Origin of the sequence: Enterobacter bugandensis, from assembly GCF_900324475.1 — a bacterium.
Classification (GTDB): domain Bacteria; phylum Pseudomonadota; class Gammaproteobacteria; order Enterobacterales; family Enterobacteriaceae; genus Enterobacter; species Enterobacter bugandensis.
In genome coordinates, this window is sequence record NZ_LT992502.1 from 288,752 (window position 1) to 309,243 (window position 20,492).

The 20,492-nt window shown below is 57.7% G+C and carries 22 protein-coding genes; 17 read left to right on the plus strand and 5 right to left on the minus strand.

The genetic code is table 11. The features are described 5' to 3' along the window. Positions 1–25: 25 nt before the first annotated feature. Positions 26–652 (minus strand): lysoplasmalogenase, encoded by a 627-nt coding sequence (locus tag DG357_RS01390; RefSeq protein WP_028015138.1) that lies wholly within the window; start codon positions 650–652, stop codon positions 26–28. Between the two features lie 129 nt (positions 653–781). Here DG357_RS01390 and DG357_RS01395 point away from each other — a divergent pair, with 129 nt between their 5' ends. Continuing rightward, positions 782–1,138 carry a DUF2500 domain-containing protein gene (locus DG357_RS01395; protein ID WP_028015139.1) on the plus strand — a complete coding sequence of 119 codons (357 nt, stop codon included), beginning with the start codon at positions 782–784 and terminating at the stop codon, positions 1,136–1,138. A 59-nt stretch (positions 1,139–1,197) separates the two neighbouring features. Here DG357_RS01395 and DG357_RS01400 read toward each other — a convergent pair whose 3' ends face one another. Together DG357_RS01400 and rsmD are read right to left on the minus strand one after the other, a co-directional pair. Further along, positions 1,198–1,479, minus strand: a complete 282-nt coding sequence (locus tag DG357_RS01400; RefSeq protein ID WP_014882110.1) for a DUF1145 family protein — start codon at positions 1,477–1,479, stop codon at positions 1,198–1,200. Next, the gene (gene rsmD, locus DG357_RS01405; RefSeq protein ID WP_088204525.1) at positions 1,463–2,065 is read right to left on the minus strand and encodes a 16S rRNA (guanine(966)-N(2))-methyltransferase; all 603 of its coding nucleotides are present in this window, start codon (positions 2,063–2,065) and stop codon (positions 1,463–1,465) included. Before rsmD ends, DG357_RS01400 begins: the two co-directional genes overlap by 17 nt. Before the next feature lie 127 nt (positions 2,066–2,192). Between rsmD and ftsY the strand changes: the two genes are divergently transcribed. From ftsY to livJ, 6 genes are all read left to right on the plus strand, one after another. Continuing rightward, on the plus strand, positions 2,193–3,653 hold the full coding sequence (gene ftsY / locus DG357_RS01410) for a signal recognition particle-docking protein FtsY (protein ID WP_063943953.1): 1,461 nt from the start codon (positions 2,193–2,195) through the stop codon (positions 3,651–3,653). Between the two features lie 2 nt (positions 3,654–3,655). Continuing rightward, positions 3,656–4,327: a cell division ATP-binding protein FtsE gene (gene ftsE, locus DG357_RS01415; protein WP_003861525.1), complete on the plus strand. Its 672-nt coding sequence runs from the start codon at positions 3,656–3,658 to the stop codon at positions 4,325–4,327. After that, a complete protein-coding gene (gene ftsX / locus DG357_RS01420) occupies positions 4,314–5,369 on the plus strand; it encodes a permease-like cell division protein FtsX (RefSeq protein WP_088204524.1) in 1,056 nt (351 codons plus the stop codon). The genes ftsE and ftsX overlap by 14 nt, the downstream gene beginning before the upstream one ends. A 251-nt stretch (positions 5,370–5,620) precedes the next feature. Next, positions 5,621–6,478: an RNA polymerase sigma factor RpoH gene (gene rpoH, locus DG357_RS01425; protein ID WP_028015143.1), complete on the plus strand. Its 858-nt coding sequence runs from the start codon at positions 5,621–5,623 to the stop codon at positions 6,476–6,478. Positions 6,479–6,614: 136 nt separating this feature from the next. Beyond that, positions 6,615–7,880, plus strand: coding sequence for a 4-aminobutyrate--2-oxoglutarate transaminase (locus DG357_RS01430; RefSeq protein ID WP_088204523.1), 1,266 nt, complete (start codon positions 6,615–6,617; stop codon positions 7,878–7,880). 197 nt (positions 7,881–8,077) lie between these two features. Continuing rightward, positions 8,078–9,178, plus strand: a complete 1,101-nt coding sequence (gene livJ, locus DG357_RS01435; protein WP_072201786.1) for a branched chain amino acid ABC transporter substrate-binding protein LivJ — start codon at positions 8,078–8,080, stop codon at positions 9,176–9,178. A gap of 63 nt (positions 9,179–9,241) precedes the next feature. On the opposite strand, the gene panM is transcribed toward livJ, so the two are convergent. Continuing rightward, positions 9,242–9,625 carry an aspartate 1-decarboxylase autocleavage activator PanM gene (gene panM, locus DG357_RS01440; protein ID WP_088204522.1) on the minus strand — a complete coding sequence of 128 codons (384 nt, stop codon included), beginning with the start codon at positions 9,623–9,625 and terminating at the stop codon, positions 9,242–9,244. A gap of 424 nt (positions 9,626–10,049) precedes the next feature. On the opposite strand from panM, the gene livK reads away from it, so the two are divergent. The 10 genes from livK (at position 10,050) to ugpQ (ending at position 20,103) form a co-directional block, all read left to right on the plus strand. Then, positions 10,050–11,159, plus strand: a complete 1,110-nt coding sequence (gene livK / locus DG357_RS01445) for a high-affinity branched-chain amino acid ABC transporter substrate-binding protein LivK (RefSeq protein ID WP_088204521.1) — start codon at positions 10,050–10,052, stop codon at positions 11,157–11,159. A 46-nt stretch (positions 11,160–11,205) separates the two neighbouring features. Then, positions 11,206–12,132 carry a high-affinity branched-chain amino acid ABC transporter permease LivH gene (gene livH / locus DG357_RS01450; protein WP_028015147.1) on the plus strand — a complete coding sequence of 309 codons (927 nt, stop codon included), beginning with the start codon at positions 11,206–11,208 and terminating at the stop codon, positions 12,130–12,132. Further along, positions 12,129–13,406 carry a high-affinity branched-chain amino acid ABC transporter permease LivM gene (locus DG357_RS01455; protein ID WP_045631383.1) on the plus strand — a complete coding sequence of 426 codons (1,278 nt, stop codon included), beginning with the start codon at positions 12,129–12,131 and terminating at the stop codon, positions 13,404–13,406. Before livH ends, DG357_RS01455 begins: the two co-directional genes overlap by 4 nt. Continuing rightward, on the plus strand, positions 13,403–14,170 hold the full coding sequence (gene livG / locus DG357_RS01460) for a high-affinity branched-chain amino acid ABC transporter ATP-binding protein LivG (protein ID WP_028015149.1): 768 nt from the start codon (positions 13,403–13,405) through the stop codon (positions 14,168–14,170). Before DG357_RS01455 ends, livG begins: the two co-directional genes overlap by 4 nt. A 1-nt stretch (position 14,171) precedes the next feature. After that, complete coding sequence (gene livF, locus DG357_RS01465) at positions 14,172–14,885, plus strand: high-affinity branched-chain amino acid ABC transporter ATP-binding protein LivF (protein WP_008500102.1); 714 nt, start codon at positions 14,172–14,174, stop codon at positions 14,883–14,885. A gap of 256 nt (positions 14,886–15,141) precedes the next feature. Next, the gene (ugpB, locus tag DG357_RS01470) at positions 15,142–16,458 is read left to right on the plus strand and encodes a sn-glycerol-3-phosphate ABC transporter substrate-binding protein UgpB (RefSeq protein WP_041911554.1); all 1,317 of its coding nucleotides are present in this window, start codon (positions 15,142–15,144) and stop codon (positions 16,456–16,458) included. Between the two features lie 106 nt (positions 16,459–16,564). Next, a complete protein-coding gene (gene ugpA, locus DG357_RS01475; protein WP_023618241.1) occupies positions 16,565–17,452 on the plus strand; it encodes a sn-glycerol-3-phosphate ABC transporter permease UgpA in 888 nt (295 codons plus the stop codon). Next, positions 17,449–18,294, plus strand: a complete 846-nt coding sequence (ugpE, locus tag DG357_RS01480; protein WP_088204520.1) for a sn-glycerol-3-phosphate ABC transporter permease UgpE — start codon at positions 17,449–17,451, stop codon at positions 18,292–18,294. Before ugpA ends, ugpE begins: the two co-directional genes overlap by 4 nt. 1 nt (position 18,295) lies before the next feature. Next, a complete protein-coding gene (locus tag DG357_RS01485) occupies positions 18,296–19,366 on the plus strand; it encodes a sn-glycerol-3-phosphate import ATP-binding protein UgpC (protein ID WP_047362620.1) in 1,071 nt (356 codons plus the stop codon). After that, positions 19,363–20,103 carry a glycerophosphodiester phosphodiesterase gene (gene ugpQ, locus DG357_RS01490; RefSeq protein ID WP_088204519.1) on the plus strand — a complete coding sequence of 247 codons (741 nt, stop codon included), beginning with the start codon at positions 19,363–19,365 and terminating at the stop codon, positions 20,101–20,103. The genes DG357_RS01485 and ugpQ overlap by 4 nt, the downstream gene beginning before the upstream one ends. On the opposite strand, the gene DG357_RS01495 is transcribed toward ugpQ, so the two are convergent. Next, on the minus strand, positions 20,093–20,464 hold the full coding sequence (locus DG357_RS01495; protein ID WP_045260950.1) for a DUF2756 family protein: 372 nt from the start codon (positions 20,462–20,464) through the stop codon (positions 20,093–20,095). The genes ugpQ and DG357_RS01495 overlap by 11 nt on opposite strands. Positions 20,465–20,492: the final 28 nt, after the last annotated feature.

The following is a 20,492-nucleotide window of genomic DNA, read 5'->3' on the forward strand; positions in this document are numbered from 1 at the left end:
AGTCGACTCCAGAGTCAAGCGTTATTTAGATATACAATGAACGCACTATCAGGAAGTGCCCGGCGAAGTAGCAGGCGGACGAAATCGCGTTATCCGCGCGGAAGCGGCGGCGATAGTGGCTGCCCAGCCAGACGATATTACCGATTAACAGCAGCGCCGCGCCGAAGAACGCGGACATCGCCTGAGATGTCGGGCGGAAGAACCATAGTTCACCGGCCAGCCAAACCATCACCAGCGTCATGGCGATAAACGTGCATACCGGCAGACGCATCTCTTCCAGACGCGACCAGATCACCGCAATCAGCAGGGCGCCAATCACCAGCAGCACCAGCGGCAGCGGCCAGAAGAAGGAGAGCGTCATCTGGCTGGCAAAGTAGATGGTATACAGCAGATGGGAGAGGAAAAATGCCCCCACGGCATACAGCAGGCGCTGACGCGGCAGCAGGGTTAAGGCATCACCAATCAGGGAGGCACACAGCCCGGCGAGCACCAGATAGCTGATGGCGTTAAACATCGGAGCCTGCCAGGCAAGCAGCAGAAGCAACAGCAGCGTGACGGGTTTAAACAACCAGCGCTGCCAGGCTGGACCGCGATAGGACGCATCGACATAAAGCCATGCGGAAAAACAGACAGCGATAAATGACCAAAGCATATTAACTCCCTGTAACTGTTGAGGCTGAATAATCAGTTTCTGATCCAGTGTAGTGACGCGAGCGGGCGTTTGGCAATGCCGGGGCAGGCGAGGTATCCTGAATTCCGCATAATCTGATGGGATTTTTCAATGAGCAAGATGCCGCTGTTTTTCATTATCGTGGTGGCGATTATCGTCATTGCCGCCTCGTTTCGCTTCGTGCAGCAGCGCCGCGAAAAGGCGGACAACGACGCCGCGCCGCTGATGCAAAAGCGCGTAGTGGTGGCGAACAAACGCGAGAAACCGCTTAACGACCGCCGCTCTCGCCAGCAGCAGGTGACGCCTGCGGGCACCGGCATGCGCTATGAAGCCAGCTTTAAGCCGGAAACCGGCGGTCTGGAGATGACCTTCCGCCTGGAGGCGCAGCAGTACCATCAACTGACGGTGGGAGAGAAAGGCACGCTGAGCTATAAAGGGTCGCGTTTTGTAGGTTTTAGGGCTGAATAATGCGCGATCGGTCCCCTCTCCCGTGGGAGAGGGTTAGGGTGAGGGCATCACACCGCACCTTACTTCTTCACCTGCGCCTTAAACTTCTTCATCCACACCAGCAGTTCAAACACGCCGAAAATAAACACCCGCAGCTGCTGCCAGCCGGTCATCGGCGGGCCATCTTTCGGCAGGCCGTTTTTCAGCATCACCATCTGCAGGGCGTGCATGAACGAGGTGAAAATCAGCGCCACGTTAACGAAGATGTTCAACGGGCGCGGGAACGGGTGCACCAGATTCAAAATCAAAAATGCCCAGACGCCCAGCATCAGCAAGCGCCCCAGGTTAATCAGTACCGGCATCGGATCCTCCTTGTGCCTGACGGTGATACAGACGATAAGCCACCTGGCCTGCGACCTTCTCGCGGTGCAGATCCCAGTGAACGGGAACGGGTGGCAGGCCGTTTTCCACTTCGCTTTCTACATAAATCAGCGCGTCATCCGCCAGCCAGCCATTGTGCTCCAGCAGGGATAACGTCTCTTCCAGCAACCCCTTGCGGAACGGCGGGTCGACAAAGACCACGTTATGCGGCGTACCCCGCTGCGCGAGGAAGCTCAGCGTATTGGTGTTGACCACTTTCGCGTTCGTCGCCTTCAGCGTCGCCAGATTTTGCTGCAGCGTCTGCGCAACGCCGCGCTCCATCTCCAGCAGCGTGGCGCTGGCGGCGTAGCGTGACAGCGCTTCCAGCCCTAAGGCACCGCTTCCGGCGAAGCAGTCCAGGCAGTGGGCGTCTACCATTGATGGGGCAAGCCAGTTAAACAGCGTCTCGCGAACGCGGTCGGTTGTAGGGCGTAAACCGGGGCTGTCCGGCACCGGTAATTTCCGGCCTCGCCACTGGCCGCCGATAATGCGAATTTGACCGGCCGGGGCGCGGGTGGGTTTCTTCATCTCTGGAAAGCTCTGTTAACCATAGCCCTGCGATTGCGGGCGGTGATGTCAATTAAGTAAAGTGTTAGACTATTTCATCATTTTTTTAGCTTCCCTGTATATAGCGCCGCGAGGAGTGTAGTCGCAGATGGCAAAACAAAAAAAACGTGGCTTCTTTTCCTGGTTGGGTTTCGGTGAAAAAGAGCAAGAAACAGAACAGAAAACCGAAGAGCAACAGGTTGTAGAAGAGCAGTCACAGCCTGAAACGCCTGTCGAAACCGCTGCGGTTGTCGAAGCGGAAGAACCAGCGCACAGCAAAGAAGAGATTGAATCCTTTGCTGAAGAGGTGGTTGAGGTCACTGAGCAGGTTCAGGAGAGCGAGAAGCCAGAGCCGGTTATCGTAGAAACCCTTACCGAAGCGCCGCAGGCCGCTATCGAACACGAAACGCTGCCGCTGCCCGAAGAGGTTAAAGCTGAAGAGGTTTCTGCCGAAGAGTGGCAGGCTGAAGCGGAAACCGTTGAAATCGTTGAGGCGGTGGAAGAAGAGGCGGCACTTGAGCCAGAGCTGACCGACGAAGAGCTGGAAGCTCAGGCGCTGGCGGCGGAAGCGGCTGAAGAAGCGGTAATCGTCGTGCCGGTGGAAGAGCAGGCCGAAGAAGAGATCGTTCAGGAGCAGGAAAAACCGACCAAAGAAGGTTTCTTCGCGCGCCTGAAGCGCAGCCTGTTAAAAACCAAAGAAAACTTAGGTTCCGGATTTATCAGTCTTTTCCGCGGCAAGAAGATCGACGACGATCTGTTTGAAGAGCTGGAAGAGCAGCTGCTGATTGCGGACGTGGGCGTGGAAACTACCCGTAAGATCATCGCCAACCTGACCGAAGGGGCGAGCCGCAAACAGCTGCGCGACGCCGAGGCGCTGTACGGCCTGCTGAAAGACGAGATGGGTGAAATTCTCGCAAAAGTTGACGAACCGCTTAATATTGAAGGCAAAACGCCATTTGTTATTCTGATGGTTGGCGTTAACGGCGTGGGTAAAACCACCACCATCGGCAAGCTGGCGCGCCAGTTTGAGCAGCAGGGCAAATCGGTGATGCTGGCGGCGGGCGATACCTTCCGTGCGGCAGCGGTTGAGCAGCTCCAGGTGTGGGGCCAGCGCAACAACATTCCGGTGATTGCCCAGCACACCGGCGCGGATTCCGCATCCGTGATTTTCGATGCCATCCAGGCGGCGAAGTCGCGCAACGTGGACGTGCTGATTGCTGACACCGCAGGGCGTTTGCAAAACAAATCGCACCTGATGGAAGAGCTGAAGAAAATCGTCCGCGTCATGAAGAAGCTGGACGAAGATGCACCGCATGAAATTATGCTGACTATCGACGCCAGCACCGGGCAGAACGCCATTAGCCAGGCGAAGCTGTTCCATGAAGCGGTAGGGCTGACAGGGATCACGCTGACCAAACTGGACGGCACCGCGAAAGGCGGGGTGATCTTCTCCGTGGCCGACCAGTTCGGCATTCCTATCCGCTACATCGGTGTGGGCGAGCGTATTGAGGATTTGCGTCCGTTTAAGGCGGACGACTTTATTGAGGCATTATTTGCCCGAGAGGACTAACAATGATTCGCTTTGAACACGTCAGCAAGGCCTATCTCGGTGGGAGACAAGCGCTGCAGGGGGTGACGTTCCACCTGCAGCCAGGCGAGATGGCATTCCTGACCGGCCATTCCGGCGCGGGGAAAAGTACCCTGCTCAAGCTTATCTGTGGGATCGAACGGCCAAGCGCCGGGAAAATCTGGTTCAGCGGCCACGAAATTAGCCGTCTGAAAAATCGTGAAGTGCCGTTTCTGCGTCGTCAGATCGGCATGATTTTCCAGGATCACCACCTGCTGATGGATCGCACCGTTTTCGATAACGTGGCGATCCCGCTGATTATTGCCGGCGCCAGCTATGACGATATCCGCCGTCGCGTCTCTGCGGCGCTGGACAAGGTCGGGCTGCTGGACAAAGCGAAGAACTTCCCGATCCAGCTTTCCGGCGGTGAACAGCAGCGCGTGGGCATCGCCCGTGCGGTGGTGAACAAGCCTGCCGTACTGCTGGCGGATGAACCGACCGGTAACCTGGACGATGCCCTGTCCGAAGGGATTTTGCGTCTGTTTGAGGAATTCAACCGCGTAGGGGTAACGGTACTGATGGCGACGCACGACATGGGACTGATTTCCCGTCGTTCGTACCGCATGCTGACCCTGAGCGACGGGCATTTGCACGGAGGCCACGGTGAACAAGCGTGATGCAATGAACCAGATTCGGCAGTTCGGGAACCGGTTCGACCGTTTCCGTAAGCCGCAGGGCGGCGGTGACGGCAATCGTAATGCGCCTAAGCGCCAGAAAGCGGCGCCGAAACCGGCCTCCCGCAAGACCAACGTGTTTAACGAACAGGTGCGCTACGCCTTCCACGGCGCGCTGCAGGACCTGAAAAGCAAACCGCTGGCGACGTTCCTGACGGTGATGGTGATTGCCATCTCCCTGACGCTGCCAAGCGTCTGCTACATGGTCTATAAGAACGTCAACCAGGCGGCTTCGCAGTATTACCCGTCACCGCAGATCACCGTTTATCTGGATAAAGCGCTCGACGATAACGCGGCGGCGCAGGTGGTCGGGCAAATCCAGGCCGAGCAGGGCGTGGAGAAGGTGAATTATCTCTCCCGTGAAGAAGCGTTGGGCGAGTTCCGTAACTGGTCAGGCTTTGGCGGCGCGCTGGACATGCTGGAAGAGAACCCGCTGCCCGCCGTGGCGGTGGTGATCCCGAAGCTGGATTTCCAGGGTACCGATTCTCTGAATACCCTGCGCGACCGCATCACACGCATCAACGGGATTGATGAAGTGCGCATGGACGACAGCTGGTTTGCCCGTCTTGCGGCGCTGACCGGGCTGGTGGGGCGCGTGTCGGCGATGATCGGCGTGCTGATGGTGGCGGCGGTGTTCCTCGTCATCGGTAACAGCGTGCGTCTGAGCATCTTTGCGCGTCGCGATACCATCAACGTGCAAAAACTGATTGGAGCAACGGATGGTTTCATCCTGCGTCCGTTCCTCTACGGTGGCGCACTGCTCGGTTTCTCCGGTGCATTTCTTTCACTGATATTGTCAGAAATTTTAGTGATGCGGCTTTCGTCTGCCGTCACAGAAGTGGCGCAGGTTTTCGGAACTAAGTTTGATATCAGTGGCTTAGGCTTAGATGAGTGCCTGCTGTTGCTGCTGGTGTGCTCCATGATCGGCTGGATTGCCGCATGGCTGGCAACGGTTCAACATTTACGCCACTTTACTCCCGACTAATAAAAGCGTGATATAATCTTTCCCTGCACCGAGATGTTCGCTCTGCAGGGAAAGCGTCCCTGTTGTCTCTTCCCCTGTTATCATCTCCATGTCACATTTTGTGCGTAATTTATTCACTGTTGCACCTGGAACTTGTGGATAAAATCACTGTCTGATAAAAGAGTGAATGCTAATCTCGTTGCTCAAACGCTTTGGCATGGTTGTTGCCTGACGGGGACAGCCTGGACCAGAAGAAACATTGAGAGGAATGAATGACCAAAGAAATGCAAACTTTAGCTTTAGCCCCTGTTGGTAACCTGGAATCTTACATCCGGGCTGCGAACACCTGGCCGATGTTAACGGCCGAGGAAGAAAAGGAGCTTGCTGAAAAGCTGCATTACCAGGGCGATCTGGAAGCAGCGAAAAAGCTGATCCTGTCTCACCTGCGCTTTGTTGTTCACATTGCTCGTAACTATGCGGGCTATGGCCTGCCGCAGGCGGACTTGATTCAGGAAGGTAACATCGGCCTGATGAAGGCTGTACGTCGCTTTAACCCGGAAGTGGGCGTGCGACTGGTCTCCTTCGCCGTACACTGGATCAAAGCAGAAATTCATGAATACGTGCTGCGCAACTGGCGTATCGTGAAAGTCGCCACGACAAAAGCGCAACGTAAGCTGTTCTTCAACCTGCGTAAAACCAAGCAGCGTCTGGGCTGGTTCAATCAGGATGAAGTGGAAATGGTGGCGCGCGAGCTGGGTGTATCCAGCAAAGACGTCCGTGAGATGGAATCCCGTATGGCCGCGCAGGACATGACCTTTGATATGTCCTCCGACGACGACGCATCTGACAGCCAGCCGATGGCACCGGTTCTGTATCTGCAGGATAAAACCTCTAACTTTGCCGACGGCATTGAAGAGGACAACTGGGAAGATCAGGCTGCGAACAAGCTGACCCATGCGATGGAAGGCCTCGACGAGCGTAGCCAGGACATTATCCGCGCCCGCTGGCTGGACGAAGACAACAAGTCCACGCTGCAGGAGCTGGCCGACCGCTACGGCGTTTCTGCGGAACGTGTCCGTCAGCTTGAAAAGAACGCCATGAAAAAACTTCGCGCTGCTATCGAAGCGTAATTACCGCGAAGTACACCGAGAGCCCTCGAATGCAAATTCGGGGGTTTTGTTTTTTTAGCGCCCGCTCTGGCGAATTTCTCCCCCCTGGCAAACACTTACTGATGCGCTAAGCAGGCGATTTTCTCAGGGGGTCAGGGTGAAAAATAACGAACTGAATGACCGGCGTTTACAGGCGACGCCGCGCGGCATCGGCGTGATGTGTAACTTCTATGCTGATAAAGCCGAAAACGCCACGGTGTGGGACGTGGAAGGCAATGAGTACATCGATTTCGCCGCCGGGATCGCGGTGCTGAATACTGGCCATCGCCATCCCAAAGTTATCTCCGCTATCGAAAAACAACTCCACGCTTTTACCCACACGGCCTACCAGATTGTGCCGTATGAGGGCTATGTGGCGCTTGCCGAGCGCATCAACCAGCGCGTGCCGATTGACGGCCCGGCCAAAACCGCCTTCTTCTCGACGGGTGCTGAAGCGGTCGAAAACGCGGTCAAAATTGCCCGCGCGTATACCAGACGCCCCGGCCTTATCACCTTCGGCGGCGCGTTCCACGGGCGCACCTTTATGACCATGGCGCTGACCGGTAAAGTCGCGCCGTACAAGCTGGGTTTTGGCCCGTTCCCCGGTTCGGTATACCACGCTCAATTCCCTGACGATCTGCACGGCATCAGCACGGCGGAAGCATTAAAAAGCCTGGAGCGCATCTTTAAGGCGGATATCGCCCCAGACCAGGTGGCGGCCATTATTCTCGAACCGGTTCAGGGGGAGGGCGGGTTCAACATTGCGTCCGCTGATTTTATGCAGGCGCTGCGCGCCCTGTGCGATACCCACGGAATTTTGCTGATTGCCGACGAGGTGCAAAGCGGCTTCGCCCGCACCGGCAAGCTGTTCTCGATGGAACACCACTGCGTGAAGCCGGACCTGATCACCATGGCAAAAAGCCTCGCGGGCGGGATGCCGCTCTCAGCGGTATCGGGCCGCGCCGAGGTGATGGACGCGCCTGCACCTGGCGGTCTGGGCGGTACCTACGCAGGTAACCCGCTGGCGATTGCCGCGGCGCACGCGGTACTGGACGTGATTGACGAGGAAGATCTCTGCACGCGCTCGGCGCATCTCGGCCATCATCTGGTAGAAGTGCTCAACAAAGCGAAGGAAAACTGCCCGTTCATCGCCGACATCCGTGCCCAGGGCTCGATGGTCGCGGTAGAGTTTAACGATCCGCAATCCGGGCAACCGTCGCCGGAATTTACCCGTCAGGTGCAGGAGCGCGCGTTGAACGAAGGGCTGCTGCTCCTGAGCTGCGGCGTTTACGGCAACGTGATCCGCTTCCTTTATCCGCTTACCATCCCAGAAGCGCAGTTCCGCAAAGCGCTGGACATTATCTTCGCGTCGCTGACACGTTAAAGCCACCAGCCCGGCGGTAAATCCTGTCGGGCTTATCATATATTCATTTCAAATTAGCTATTCCAAAATCATAAAAATGGGGTATGTTTTAGCAGAGTATGCTGAAAAAGCGCGAACAGCACACCAATAACTGAAATAAAGCGCTGCACAACAACATCACAACAATCGTAATAACCATAATAATGGGGAATCTCAGGATGAACATGAAGGGTAAAGCGTTACTGGCAGGATGTATCGCGTTGGCATTCAGCACCATGGCGCAGGCAGATATTAAAGTGGCCGTGGTGGGCGCAATGTCCGGTCCGGTAGCACAGTACGGCGACCAGGAATTTACGGGCGCAGAACAGGCAGTTGCAGACATTAATGCTAAGGGCGGCATCAAGGGCGAAAAACTGCAGATCGTAAAATACGACGATGCCTGTGACCCGAAGCAAGCGGTCGCGGTGGCGAACAAAGTGGTCAACGACGGCATCAAATACGTTATCGGTCACCTGTGCTCCTCTTCTACTCAGCCCGCGTCTGACATCTACGAAGACGAAGGTATTCTGATGATCACCCCAGCTGCGACCGCACCGGAGCTGACCGCGCGCGGCTACAAGCTGACCCTGCGTACCACCGGTCTGGACTCCGATCAGGGCCCAACGGCGGCTAAGTACATTCTGGAAAAAGTGAAGCCGCAGCGTATCGCGATTGTTCACGACAAACAGCAGTATGGTGAAGGTCTGGCCCGTGCGGTGCAGGACGGTCTGAAAAAAGGCAATGCCAACGTGGTCTTCTTTGATGGGATCACCGCTGGCGAGAAAGACTTCTCCACCCTGGTGGCGCGTCTGAAGAAAGAGAATATCGATTTCGTTTACTACGGCGGCTACCACCCGGAAATGGGCCAGATCCTGCGCCAGGCGCGCGCGGCGGGTCTGAAAACCCAGTTCATGGGCCCGGAAGGCGTGGCGAACGTTTCCCTGTCTAACATCGCGGGTGAATCTGCCGAAGGTCTGCTGGTGACCAAGCCGAAGAACTACGACCAGGTGCCAGCGAACAAACCTATCGTAGATGCCATCAAGGCGAAGAAGCAGGATCCAAGCGGCGCGTTCGTCTGGACCACCTACGCAGCGCTGCAGTCTCTGCAGGCGGGTCTGAACCAGTCAGCCGATCCGGCTGAGATTGCCACCTGGCTGAAAGCCAACACGGTGGAAACCGTGATGGGGCCGCTCTCCTGGGACGCAAAGGGCGATCTGAAGGGCTTTGAGTTCGGCGTGTTTGACTGGCATGCGAACGGAACGGCAACTGACGCCAAATAATGCCTGGGAAAATGCGGTAGAAATTGTAGGCCGGGTAAGGCGCAACCGCCACCCGGCTTTCTTTTAGCGCTTCTCCCACCCGCTCTCCTGCGCCGTAAACCCTAACGCCTGCATAAACGCTGCCATCACGCTGCGGTCTTCCACGCCCACGTCGGCCATCCACCATGAGTTTACGTTCGGGTTTTCGCGGATCACTTCTTCAATTAAATACTGTCCCACACCGCGACGACGGGTCACGTCACGCACGCGCAGCGAGTCCAGCGCTCCCTCCGTGCCGCTCAGGGTCACGCGAACCGCGGCCAGCAGGCGCTCGTTGAAGCGCGCGGCATAAATGCGATGGTTCTCGTCGACATGCAGCGACGAAGGGGAATATTCCGGCCAGATCTTGCCCAGGTCGATATGATCCTGGTCGCTAAAGGTCACCAGACGCACGATAGTCAGTTTCATTAGCAGCTTGTCCAAATCAAATTGAGTAGAGGCAGTGTACTCAATTTATTCACTCAGCGGCTTCCTCTTTTTATTCTCATTAACCAGGTGATTAGTTTTTTAGCCATGCAATGGGCAGTGTGAAAACACATGGATCGAAAAATAAGCAGAATTTTAACCTGAATGGCAGCGATTTATTCGGCGCTTTGTACCGTTATTTTATGCTGCAAACTGCACTTTTATTTGTTTATCTCTGCCTGATTTCAGAATATTATCTTTCCTTAATCGCCTGAAAAATAGAGATTTTAGTCTGGTTTTTGACAAAAAACTGCGCTAAACCATTAAAGGCACTGGTAAAAATAGCGTTGTTCATTAAAAGTACAGAATGCTTTTTAACCATAATAAAACAAAATATAAACACGACATCACGAATGGGGATTCTGAGATGAAAAGGAACGCGAAGACATTTATCGCGGGAATGGTTGCACTGGCGATCTCGCATGCGGCCATGGCGGAAGAGATTAAAGTTGCGGTAGTCGGTGCGATGTCCGGCCCTGTTGCCCAGTGGGGTGACATGGAGTTTAACGGCGCGCGTCAGGCCATCAAAGACATCAACGACAAAGGCGGCATCAAGGGCGACAAGCTGGTAGGCGTGGAGTATGACGACGCCTGCGATCCGAAACAGGCCGTTGCGGTCGCCAACAAAATCGTCAACGACGGGATTCAGTACGTCATCGGCCACCTGTGCTCATCCTCCACCCAGCCCGCGTCCGATATCTACGAAGACGAAGGTATTTTGATGATCACTCCGGGTGCCACCAACCCGGAGCTGACCCAGCGCGGCTATCAGCACATCATGCGTACCGCCGGCCTGGACTCTTCCCAGGGACCGACCGCGGCCAAATACATCCTCGACACCGTTAAGCCACAGCGTATCGCCATCATTCATGACAAGCAGCAGTACGGCGAAGGCCTGGCGCGCTCCGTGCAGGACGGCCTGAAAAAAGGCGGCGCGAACATCGTCTTCTTCGACGGCATTACCGCAGGCGAAAAAGACTTCTCCGCGCTGATCGCCCGTCTGCAAAAAGAGAACATCGACTTCGTCTACTACGGCGGCTACTACCCGGAAATGGGCCAGATGCTGCGCCAGGCGCGCGCCACCGGTCTGAAAACCCAGTTTATGGGGCCAGAGGGCGTGGGCAACGCCTCACTGTCAAACATCGCAGGGGATTCTGCCGAAGGCATGCTGGTGACGATGCCAAAACGCTATGACCAGGATCCGGCCAACAAGGCTATCGTGGATGCGCTCAAGGCGCAGAAGAAAGATCCGAGTGGTCCATACGTCTGGATCACCTACGCGGCTGTGCAGTCTCTGGCAACCGCGCTGGAGCGTACCGGCAGCAAAGAGCCGCTGGATCTGGTGAAAGATTTAAAAGCACACGGGGCGAACACCGTGATTGGGCCGCTGAACTGGGATGAGAAAGGCGATCTGAAGGGATTTGAGTTTGGTGTCTTTAAGTGGCACGCCGACGGTTCGTCCTCGGTCGCCAAATAATTATCCCACCGCCCGGCTCACCGGGCGGGTATAAAAAGGTTTGCATATGTCCGAGCAGTTTCTCTACTTTTTGCAGCAGATGTTTAACGGCGTCACGCTGGGAAGCACCTACGCGCTGATCGCCATCGGCTATACGATGGTTTACGGCATTATCGGCATGATCAACTTCGCCCACGGCGAGGTGTACATGATCGGTAGCTACGTCTCCTTTATGATTATCGCCGCGCTGATGATGATGGGCATCGACAGCAGCTGGCTGCTGGTCGCCGCCGGGTTTGTTGGCGCGATCGTGATCGCCAGCGCCTACGGCTGGAGCATCGAACGCGTGGCCTACCGGCCGGTGCGCAGCTCCAAGCGTCTTATTGCGCTGATTTCCGCGATTGGGATGTCGATCTTCCTGCAAAACTACGTCAGCCTGACCGAAGGTTCGCGCGACGTGGCGCTGCCAAGCCTGTTTAACGGCCAGTGGATTGTGGGGGCCAGCGAAAACTTCTCTGCCTCTATTACCACGATGCAGCTGGTGATCTGGGTCGTGACCTTTGTCGCCATGCTCGCCCTGACCCTGTTCATCCGCTACTCCCGCATGGGGCGCGCCTGCCGCGCGTGCGCGGAAGACCTGAAGATGGCGAGCCTGCTCGGCATCAACACCGACCGCGTAATCGCCCTGACCTTCGTGATTGGCGCGGCGATGGCGGCGGTGGCTGGCGTGCTGCTCGGCCAGTTCTACGGCGTAATTAACCCGTACATCGGCTTTATGGCCGGGATGAAAGCCTTCACCGCGGCGGTACTGGGCGGCATCGGCAGCATTCCGGGCGCGATGATTGGCGGCCTGATCCTGGGCGTGGCGGAAGCGCTCTCCTCGGCGTACCTGAGCACCGAATATAAAGACGTGGTGTCGTTTGCCCTGCTGATTCTGGTTCTGCTGGTGATGCCTACCGGTATTCTGGGCCGTCCGGAGGTAGAGAAAGTATGAAACCGATGCATTTTGCAATGGCGCTGCTCTCTGCCGCCATGTTCTTCGTGCTGGCCAGCGTCTTTATGGGCGTCCAGCTTGAGCTGAATGGCACCAAACTCGTTGTCGATACTGCAGCTGATATTCGCTGGCAGTGGGTCTTTATCGGCACCGCCGTGGTGTTCCTGTTCCAGCTGCTGCGCCCGCTGTTCCAGAAAACGCTGAAAAATGTCTCCGGACCGAAATTCGTCCTGCCGGCGATCGACGGTACAACGGTAAAACAGAAGCTGTTCCTCGTGGCGCTGCTGGTGGCTGCCGTGGCGTGGCCGTTTATGGTGTCGCGCGGCACGGTGGACATCGCCACCCTGACCATGATTTACGTGATCCTCGGCCTCGGTCTGAACGTGGTGGTCGGTCTCTCTGGCCTGCTGGTGCTGGGCTACGGCGGGTTCTACGCCATCGGCGCGTACACCTTTGCGCTGCTGAACCACTATTACGGCCTCGGCTTCTGGACCTGCCTGCCGCTGGCGGGGCTGGTCTCTGCCGCCGCAGGCTTCCTGCTCGGCTTCCCGGTGCTGCGCCTGCGCGGTGACTACTTGGCGATTGTGACCTTAGGCTTCGGTGAAATTGTCCGTATCCTGCTGCTCAACAACACCGAAGTGACCGGTGGCCCGAACGGCATCAGCCAGATCCCAAAACCGACCTTCTTTGGCCTGGAGTTCAGCCGTACCGCCCGCGAAGGCGGCTGGGATACCTTCAGCAACTTCTTCGGCATCAAATATGACCCATCTGACCGCGTGATCTGGCTCTATCTGGTGGCGCTGCTGCTGGTGGTCATCACCCTGTTTGTGATCAACCGCCTGCTGCGCATGCCGCTGGGCCGAGCGTGGGAAGCGCTGCGCGAAGATGAGATCGCCTGCCGCTCTCTGGGCCTGAACCCGACCCGCATCAAGCTGACCGCGTTCACCATCAGCGCCGCGTTTGCCGGTTTCGCCGGCACGCTGTTCGCCGCGCGCCAGGGCTTCGTCAGCCCCGAGTCGTTCACCTTTGCCGAATCGGCCTTTGTGCTGGCGATTGTGGTACTCGGCGGGATGGGCTCGCAGTTCGCCGTTATCCTCGCGGCCATCCTGCTGGTGGTCTCTCGCGAGCTGATGCGCGACTTTAACGAATACAGCATGCTGATGCTGGGTGGTTTGATGGTGCTGATGATGATCTGGCGTCCGCAGGGTCTGCTGCCGATGACGCGTCCACAGCTGAAGCTTAAGAATGTGGAAGCGAAAGGAGAGCAGGCATGAGTCAGCCATTATTATCCGTAAACGGTCTGATGATGCGTTTTGGCGGCCTGCTGGCGGTCAACAACGTGAACCTTGACCTGCATAAAAAAGAGATCGTCTCCCTGATTGGCCCGAACGGCGCGGGGAAAACCACGGTCTTTAACTGTCTGACCGGCTTCTACAAGCCGACGGGCGGCACCATCATGCTGCGCGACCAGCACCTGGAAGGGCTACCGGGCCAGCAGATTGCCCGCATGGGCGTGGTACGTACCTTCCAGCACGTGCGTTTGTTCCGCGAGATGACGGTGATTGAGAACCTGCTGGTGGCACAGCATCAGCAGCTGAAAACCGGCCTGTTCTCCGGCCTGCTGAAAACCCCGGCCTTCCGCCGCGCGCAGGAGGAGGCGCTCGATCGTGCCGCCACCTGGCTCGACCGCATCGGCCTGCTGCAGCACGCCAACCGTCAGGCGAGCAACCTGGCCTACGGCGACCAGCGTCGACTGGAGATTGTGCGCTGCATGGTGACCCAGCCGGAGATCCTGATGCTCGACGAACCGGCGGCGGGCCTCAACCCGAAAGAGACCAAAGAGCTGGACGAGCTGATTGCCGAGTTGCGCGATCATCACGATACCACCATCCTGCTGATTGAGCACGACATGAAGCTGGTGATGGGCATATCGGACCGTATCTACGTGGTAAACCAGGGCACGCCGCTGGCAAACGGCACGCCGGAAGAGATCCGCAACAACCCGGACGTGATCCGCGCATACCTTGGTGAGGCATAAGATGGAAAAAGCGATGTTAACGTTCGACAAGGTCAATGCGCACTACGGCAAGATCCAGGCGCTGCACGACGTCAGCCTGCACATCAATCAGGGTGAAATCGTCACCCTGATTGGCGCCAACGGCGCGGGTAAAACTACGCTGCTCGGCACCCTGTGCGGCGACCCGCGCGCCACCAGCGGGCGGATTGTGTTCGATGGTAAAGACATTACCGACTGGCAGACCGCCAGAATCATGCGTGAGGCGGTGGCGATTGTCCCGGAAGGGCGCCGCGTCTTCTCCCGCATGACGGTGGAAGAGAACCTGGCGATGGGCGGGTTCTTCGCTCACCGCGATGAATACCAGACCCGCATCAAGTGGGTGTACGAACTCTTCCCGCGCCTGTGGGAGCGCCGCATCCAGCGTGCGGGCACCATGTCCGGCGGTGAACAGCAGATGCTGGCGATTGGCCGCGCGCTGATGAGCCAGCCGCGTCTGCTGCTTCTGGATGAACCGTCGCTCGGTCTGGCACCGATCATCATCCAGCAGATCTTCGACACCATCGAACAGCTGCGCAAAGAGGGGATGACCATCTTCCTCGTCGAGCAGAACGCCAACCAGGCGCTGAAGCTCGCTGACCGTGGCTACGTGCTGGAGAACGGCCGCGTGGTGCTGGAAGACACTGGCGACGCGCTGCTGGCGAACGAAGCGGTGCGGAGCGCGTATTTAGGCGGATAGGTAAAAGCAAAAAGGCAACGCAAGTTGCCTTTTTTAGTGTTTTCTCCCTCTCCCACAGGGAGAGGGCCGGGGTGAGGGCACCAGACCGCACCCAATCATGCACCTAATTCCCTTCACACAACCATCATCCCCCTGACCTTTTACTGTCACTTATCTGTAAACAAACAGTTATTTTTCTGTCATTCGAGCATGTCATGTTACCTCGCGAGCATAAAACGCGTGATATCGCGCATCCGGCACAATAAGAGAGATGACAATGACATCGTTACGACACACAGCTTTGGGTCTGGCACTGGGTCTGGCTTTTGCGACGAACGCAATGGCTGTGACCACCATTCCGTTCTGGCATTCCATGGAAGGGGAGTTGGGTAAAGAGGTTGACTCCCTGGCGCAGCGTTTCAACGACACCCACCCGGATTACAAAATTGTGCCGGTGTACAAAGGTAACTACGAGCAGAGCCTGAGCGCGGGCATCGCCGCCTTCCGTACCGGTAACGCGCCTGCGCTGTTACAGGTTTATGAAGTGGGCACCGCCACCATGATGGCCTCCAAAGCTATCAAGCCGGTGTATGAAGTGTTCAAAGAAGCGGGCATCAACTTCGATGAATCCCGGTTCGTGCCGACCGTAGCGGGTTACTATACCGATTCCAAAACTGGTCACCTGCTGTCCCAGCCGTTTAACAGCTCCACGCCAGTGCTGTACTACAACAAAGACGCCTTCAAAAAAGCCGGTTTAGATCCGGAGCAGCCGCCAAAAACCTGGCAGGACCTGGCCGAATACACCGCGAAGCTGAAAGCAGCGGGGATGAAGTGCGGCTACGCCAGCGGCTGGCAGGGCTGGATCCAGATTGAAAACTTCAGCGCCTGGCACGGCCTGCCTGTTGCCACCAAAAACAATGGCTTCGACGGCACTGACGCGGTACTCGAGTTCAACAAGCCGGAGCAGGTGAAGCACATTGCGCTGCTTGCCGATCTGAACAAGAAGGGCGACTTCAGCTACTTCGGGCGTAAAGACGAATCCACCGAGAAGTTCTACAACGGCGACTGCGCCATTACCACCGCCTCGTCCGGCTCGCTGGCGGATATCCGCCACTACGCCAAATTCAACTACGGCGTGGGCATGATGCCGTACGACGCTGACGTGAAGGGCGCGCCGCAGAACGCCATCATCGGCGGGGCGAGCCTGTGGGTGATGCAGGGTAAAGATAAGGGCACCTATAAAGGCGTCGCCGAGTTCCTCGACTTCCTGGCGAAGCCGGAAAATGCCGCCGAGTGGCACCAGAAGACCGGCTACCTGCCGATCACCAAAGCCGCGTATGACCTGACCCGCGAGCAGGGCTTCTACAGCAAAAACCCGGGCGCGGACATCGCGACGCGTCAGATGCTGAACAAGCCGCCGTTGCCGTTCACTAAAGGCCTGCGTCTGGGCAACATGCCGCAGATCCGCACCATCGTGGATGAAGAGCTGGAAAGCGTGTGGACCGGGAAGAAAACGCCACAGCAGGCGCTGGATTCCGCAGTAGAGCGCGGGAATCAGCTGCTGCGCCGCTTTGAGCAGTCGACGAAATCGTAATCTGTGATTCGCCCGGTGGCGCTGCGCTTACCGGGCCTACGACGTGCCCCATCCAGGCCGGGTAAGGCGCAGCCGCCACCCGGCATTGTTCAGGAACCCAATCTCCATGTCCTCATCTCGTCCGGTGTTTCGCTCCCGCTGGCTGCCGTACCTGTTGGTCGCGCCTCAGCTGGTCATCACCGTTATCTTCTTTATCTGGCCTGCGGGCGAAGCGCTGTGGTACTCGGTACAAAGCGTCGATCCGTTCGGGCTCTCCAGCCAGTTCGTCGGGCTGGACAACTTTACCGCGCTATTCCATGACAGCTACTACCTGGACTCCTTCTGGACGACGATGAAGTTCAGCGCGCTGGTCACCGTGAGCGGTCTTGTTGCCTCGCTGTTTTTCGCCGCGCTGGTGGATTACGTGGTGCGCGGCAGCCGCCTGTATCAGACCCTGATGCTGCTGCCTTACGCCGTGGCCCCCGCCGTTGCCGCTGTGCTGTGGATCTTCCTGTTTAACCCCGGACGCGGGCTGATTACTCACTTCCTGGCAGAGTTCGGCTACGACTGGAACCACGCCCAGAACAGCGGTCAGGCGATGTTCCTGGTGGTGTTCGCCTCGGTGTGGAAGCAGATCAGCTATAACTTCCTGTTCTTCTTTGCCGCGCTGCAGTCCATCCCGCGTTCACTGGTGGAGGCCGCCGCGATTGACGGCGCAGGGCCGATTCGGCGCTTCTTCAGGCTGTCCCTGCCGCTGATTGCCCCGGTGAGCTTCTTCCTGCTGGTGGTTAACCTCGTGTACGCCTTCTTCGACACCTTCCCGGTGATCGACGCCGCCACCGCGGGCGGCCCGGTGCAGGCGACAACGACGCTTATTTATAAGATCTACCGCGAAGGTTTTGCGGGGCTGGATCTCTCTGCTTCTGCCGCCCAGTCCGTCGTGCTGATGTTCCTCGTCATCATCCTCACGGTGGTGCAGTTCCGCTATGTTGAAAGTAAGGTGCGCTACCAATGATTGAGAACCGTCGAGGGCTGACGATTTTCAGCCATACCATGCTGATTTTAGGGAATATCGTCATCCTGTTCCCGCTGTACGTGGCCTTTGTCGCCGCCACGCTGGACACCAAAGCGGTGTTCGACACGCCGATGACGCTGATCCCGGGCGGGCATCTTTTCGAGAACATGAAAACCATCTGGACCCAGGGCGTGGGCGCCAACAGCGCGCCGTTCTGGCTGATGATGCTCAACAGCTTCATCATGGCGTTCGGCATTACGGTGGGCAAAATTACGGTGTCGATGCTCTCGGCCTTCGCCATCGTCTGGTTTCGCTTTCCGCTGCGTAACCTGTTCTTCTGGATGATTTTCATCACCCTGATGCTGCCGGTGGAGGTGCGTATCTTCCCGACGGTGGAGGTGATTGCCAACCTGAAGATGCTGGACAGCTACGCGGGCTTAACCCTGCCGCTGATGGCCTCGGCGACCGCCACCTTCCTGTTCCGCCAGTTCTTTATGACCCTGCCGGACGAGCTGATTGAGGCCGCGCGCATCGACGGTGCCTCCCCGATGCGCTTCTTCCGCGACATCGTGCTGCCGCTGTCGAAAACCAACCTTGCGGCGCTGTTTGTGATCACCTTTATCTACGGCTGGAACCAGTACCTGTGGCCGCTGCTGATTATTCAGGACGTCAACCTTGGCACCGCCGTGGCGGGCATCAAAGGCATGATTGCCACCGGTGAAGGCACCACCCTCTGGAACCAGGTGATGGCGGCGATGCTGCTCACCCTAATCCCACCCGTAGTCATTGTTTTAGCCATGCAGCGCGCGTTTGTCCGCGGCCTGGTCGATAGCGAGAAATAAGATGGCAGGTTTAAAACTTCAGGCAGTTACCAAAAGCTGGGACGGTAAAACCCAGGTCATTCAGCCGCTGACGCTCGACGTGGCGGACGGTGAATTTATCGTGATGGTCGGCCCGTCCGGCTGCGGGAAGTCCACGCTGCTGCGCATGGTGGCGGGGCTGGAGCGCGTCACGTCCGGGGATATCTGGATTGACCGCCAGCGCGTCACCGAGATGGAGCCGAAAGACAGGGGCATCGCGATGGTGTTCCAGAACTACGCCCTCTATCCGCACATGAGCGTGGAAGAGAACATGGCCTGGGGGCTGAAAATCCGCGGCATGGGCAAAGGCCATATTGACGAGCGCGTGAAAGAAGCCGCGCGCATTCTGGAGCTGGACGGCCTGCTCAAGCGCCGTCCGCGCGAGCTCTCCGGCGGCCAGCGCCAGCGCGTGGCAATGGGGCGCGCTATCGTGCGTGACCCGGCGGTATTCCTGTTCGACGAGCCGCTGTCTAACCTCGACGCCAAGCTGCGCGTACAGATGCGCCTTGAGCTGCAGCAGCTGCACCGTCGTCTGAAAACCACGTCACTGTACGTGACCCACGATCAGGTCGAAGCCATGACCCTCGCCCAGCGCGTAATGGTGATGAACAAAGGCGTTGCCGAGCAGATTGGCACCCCGGTGGAAGTGTACGAAAAACCGGCCACCCGCTTTGTGGCGAGCTTTATCGGCAGCCCGGCGATGAACCTGCTGGAAGGGCGCATCAGCAGCGCGGGCACCCACTTTGAACTGGAAAGCGGGATGGCGCTGCCGATCAACTGGTACTATCGTGGCTACGCCGGGCGTAAGATGACGCTCGGTATCCGCCCCGAGCATATTGGTTTAACCTCTCAGGCGGACGGCGGCGTGCCGCTGGTGATGGACACGCTGGAGATGTTGGGTGCAGATAACCTGGCGCACGGGCGCTGGGGCGAGCAAAAAATGGTGGTGCGCCTGGCGCATCAGGAGCGCCCGAAAGCGGGCAGCACGCTGTGGCTCCACCTGCCGGAAAACCATCTGCACCTTTTTGACGGTGAAACAGGACAACGAGTATGAGCAACTGGCCTTACCCCCACATCGTCGCCCACCGTGGCGGCGGTAAGCTGGCCCCGGAAAACACCCTGGCGGCGATCGATGTCGGCGCGCGCTACGGCCACACGATGATCGAGTTCGACGCCAAGCTGTCGAAGGACGGCGAAATTTTCCTGCTGCATGACGACAACCTTGAACGCACCAGCAACGGCTGGGGCGTGGCGGGTGAACTGCCGTGGCGCGATCTGCTGAAGGTGGACGCCGGAAGCTGGTACAGCGGCGAATTCAAAGGCGAACCGCTGCCCCTGCTGGCGGAAGTGGCCGATCGCTGTCGCCAGCACGGCATGATGGCCAACATTGAAATTAAGCCGACCACCGGCACCGGGCCGCTGACGGGCAAAGTGATTGCCCTTGCCGCGCGCGAGCTGTGGGAAGGCATGACCGCGCCGCTGCTGTCGTCGTTTGACATCGACGCGCTGGAGGCCGCACAGGCAGCTGTACCGGAGCTGCCGCGCGGGCTGCTGCTGGACGAGTGGCGTGAGGACTGGCGTGAACTGACGGGCCGCTTAGGCTGCGTCTCTATCCATCTGAACCACAAGCTGCTGGATGAGTCGCGGGTGAAAATGCTGAAAGACGCGGGTCTGCATATCCTGGTCTACACCGTCAACAAACCCCAGCGCGCAGCCGAACTGCTGCGCTGGGGCGTAGACAGCATCTGTACCGATGCGATTGACCAGATCGGCCCGAAATTTATTTATTGAGCATACTGCCGTTCTGCTGGGTCGGCAGCATATGCTGCTGACCGCTGCTTTGCGACATCCCGCCCCCTAACATCCCGCCGTTTTTATTTGGCAGCGGCTGCTCGCGCACCTGTCCCTGCTGCACGCGCTGGGTGTTGGCGTTCATCTGGTTTTGCAGGCTCTGCTGCTGCATCTGGGTCTGCGTTCTCAGCTGCTGATTGAGCATCCCTTTCTGCTGCTGTTGCTGGCTCATCATCTCGGTCTGCATGCGCTGCTGGCTCGGGATAACGTAACCCTGCTGGTTCGGGTTATTCATGGTGTTGAGTGGCTGTGCGAGCGCGGCAAACGGGATCAGCGCCGCAATAATCATCAAGCGTTTCATTGTCATTTCCTCCTCTTGAGGCCTCTCT

Coding starts and splice junctions, on each gene's coding strand:
- DG357_RS01495 (WP_045260950.1), bottom strand. CDS start 20,464: ATGAAACGCTTGATGATTATTGCGGCGCTGATCCCGTTTGCCGCGCTC.
- livJ (WP_072201786.1), top strand. CDS start 8,078: ATGAACATGAAGGGTAAAGCGTTACTGGCAGGATGTATCGCGTTGGCA.
- DG357_RS01485 (WP_047362620.1), top strand. CDS start 18,296: ATGGCAGGTTTAAAACTTCAGGCAGTTACCAAAAGCTGGGACGGTAAA.
- ugpE (WP_088204520.1), top strand. CDS start 17,449: ATGATTGAGAACCGTCGAGGGCTGACGATTTTCAGCCATACCATGCTG.
- ugpA (WP_023618241.1), top strand. CDS start 16,565: ATGTCCTCATCTCGTCCGGTGTTTCGCTCCCGCTGGCTGCCGTACCTG.
- ftsY (WP_063943953.1), top strand. CDS start 2,193: ATGGCAAAACAAAAAAAACGTGGCTTCTTTTCCTGGTTGGGTTTCGGT.
- DG357_RS01455 (WP_045631383.1), top strand. CDS start 12,129: ATGAAACCGATGCATTTTGCAATGGCGCTGCTCTCTGCCGCCATGTTC.
- livK (WP_088204521.1), top strand. CDS start 10,050: ATGAAAAGGAACGCGAAGACATTTATCGCGGGAATGGTTGCACTGGCG.
- panM (WP_088204522.1), bottom strand. CDS start 9,625: ATGAAACTGACTATCGTGCGTCTGGTGACCTTTAGCGACCAGGATCAT.
- DG357_RS01400 (WP_014882110.1), bottom strand. CDS start 1,479: ATGCCGGTACTGATTAACCTGGGGCGCTTGCTGATGCTGGGCGTCTGG.
- ftsE (WP_003861525.1), top strand. CDS start 3,656: ATGATTCGCTTTGAACACGTCAGCAAGGCCTATCTCGGTGGGAGACAA.
- DG357_RS01390 (WP_028015138.1), bottom strand. CDS start 652: ATGCTTTGGTCATTTATCGCTGTCTGTTTTTCCGCATGGCTTTATGTC.
- DG357_RS01395 (WP_028015139.1), top strand. CDS start 782: ATGAGCAAGATGCCGCTGTTTTTCATTATCGTGGTGGCGATTATCGTC.
- ugpB (WP_041911554.1), top strand. CDS start 15,142: ATGACATCGTTACGACACACAGCTTTGGGTCTGGCACTGGGTCTGGCT.
- livG (WP_028015149.1), top strand. CDS start 13,403: ATGAGTCAGCCATTATTATCCGTAAACGGTCTGATGATGCGTTTTGGC.
- ugpQ (WP_088204519.1), top strand. CDS start 19,363: ATGAGCAACTGGCCTTACCCCCACATCGTCGCCCACCGTGGCGGCGGT.
- rsmD (WP_088204525.1), bottom strand. CDS start 2,065: ATGAAGAAACCCACCCGCGCCCCGGCCGGTCAAATTCGCATTATCGGC.
- rpoH (WP_028015143.1), top strand. CDS start 5,621: ATGACCAAAGAAATGCAAACTTTAGCTTTAGCCCCTGTTGGTAACCTG.
- livF (WP_008500102.1), top strand. CDS start 14,172: ATGGAAAAAGCGATGTTAACGTTCGACAAGGTCAATGCGCACTACGGC.
- livH (WP_028015147.1), top strand. CDS start 11,206: ATGTCCGAGCAGTTTCTCTACTTTTTGCAGCAGATGTTTAACGGCGTC.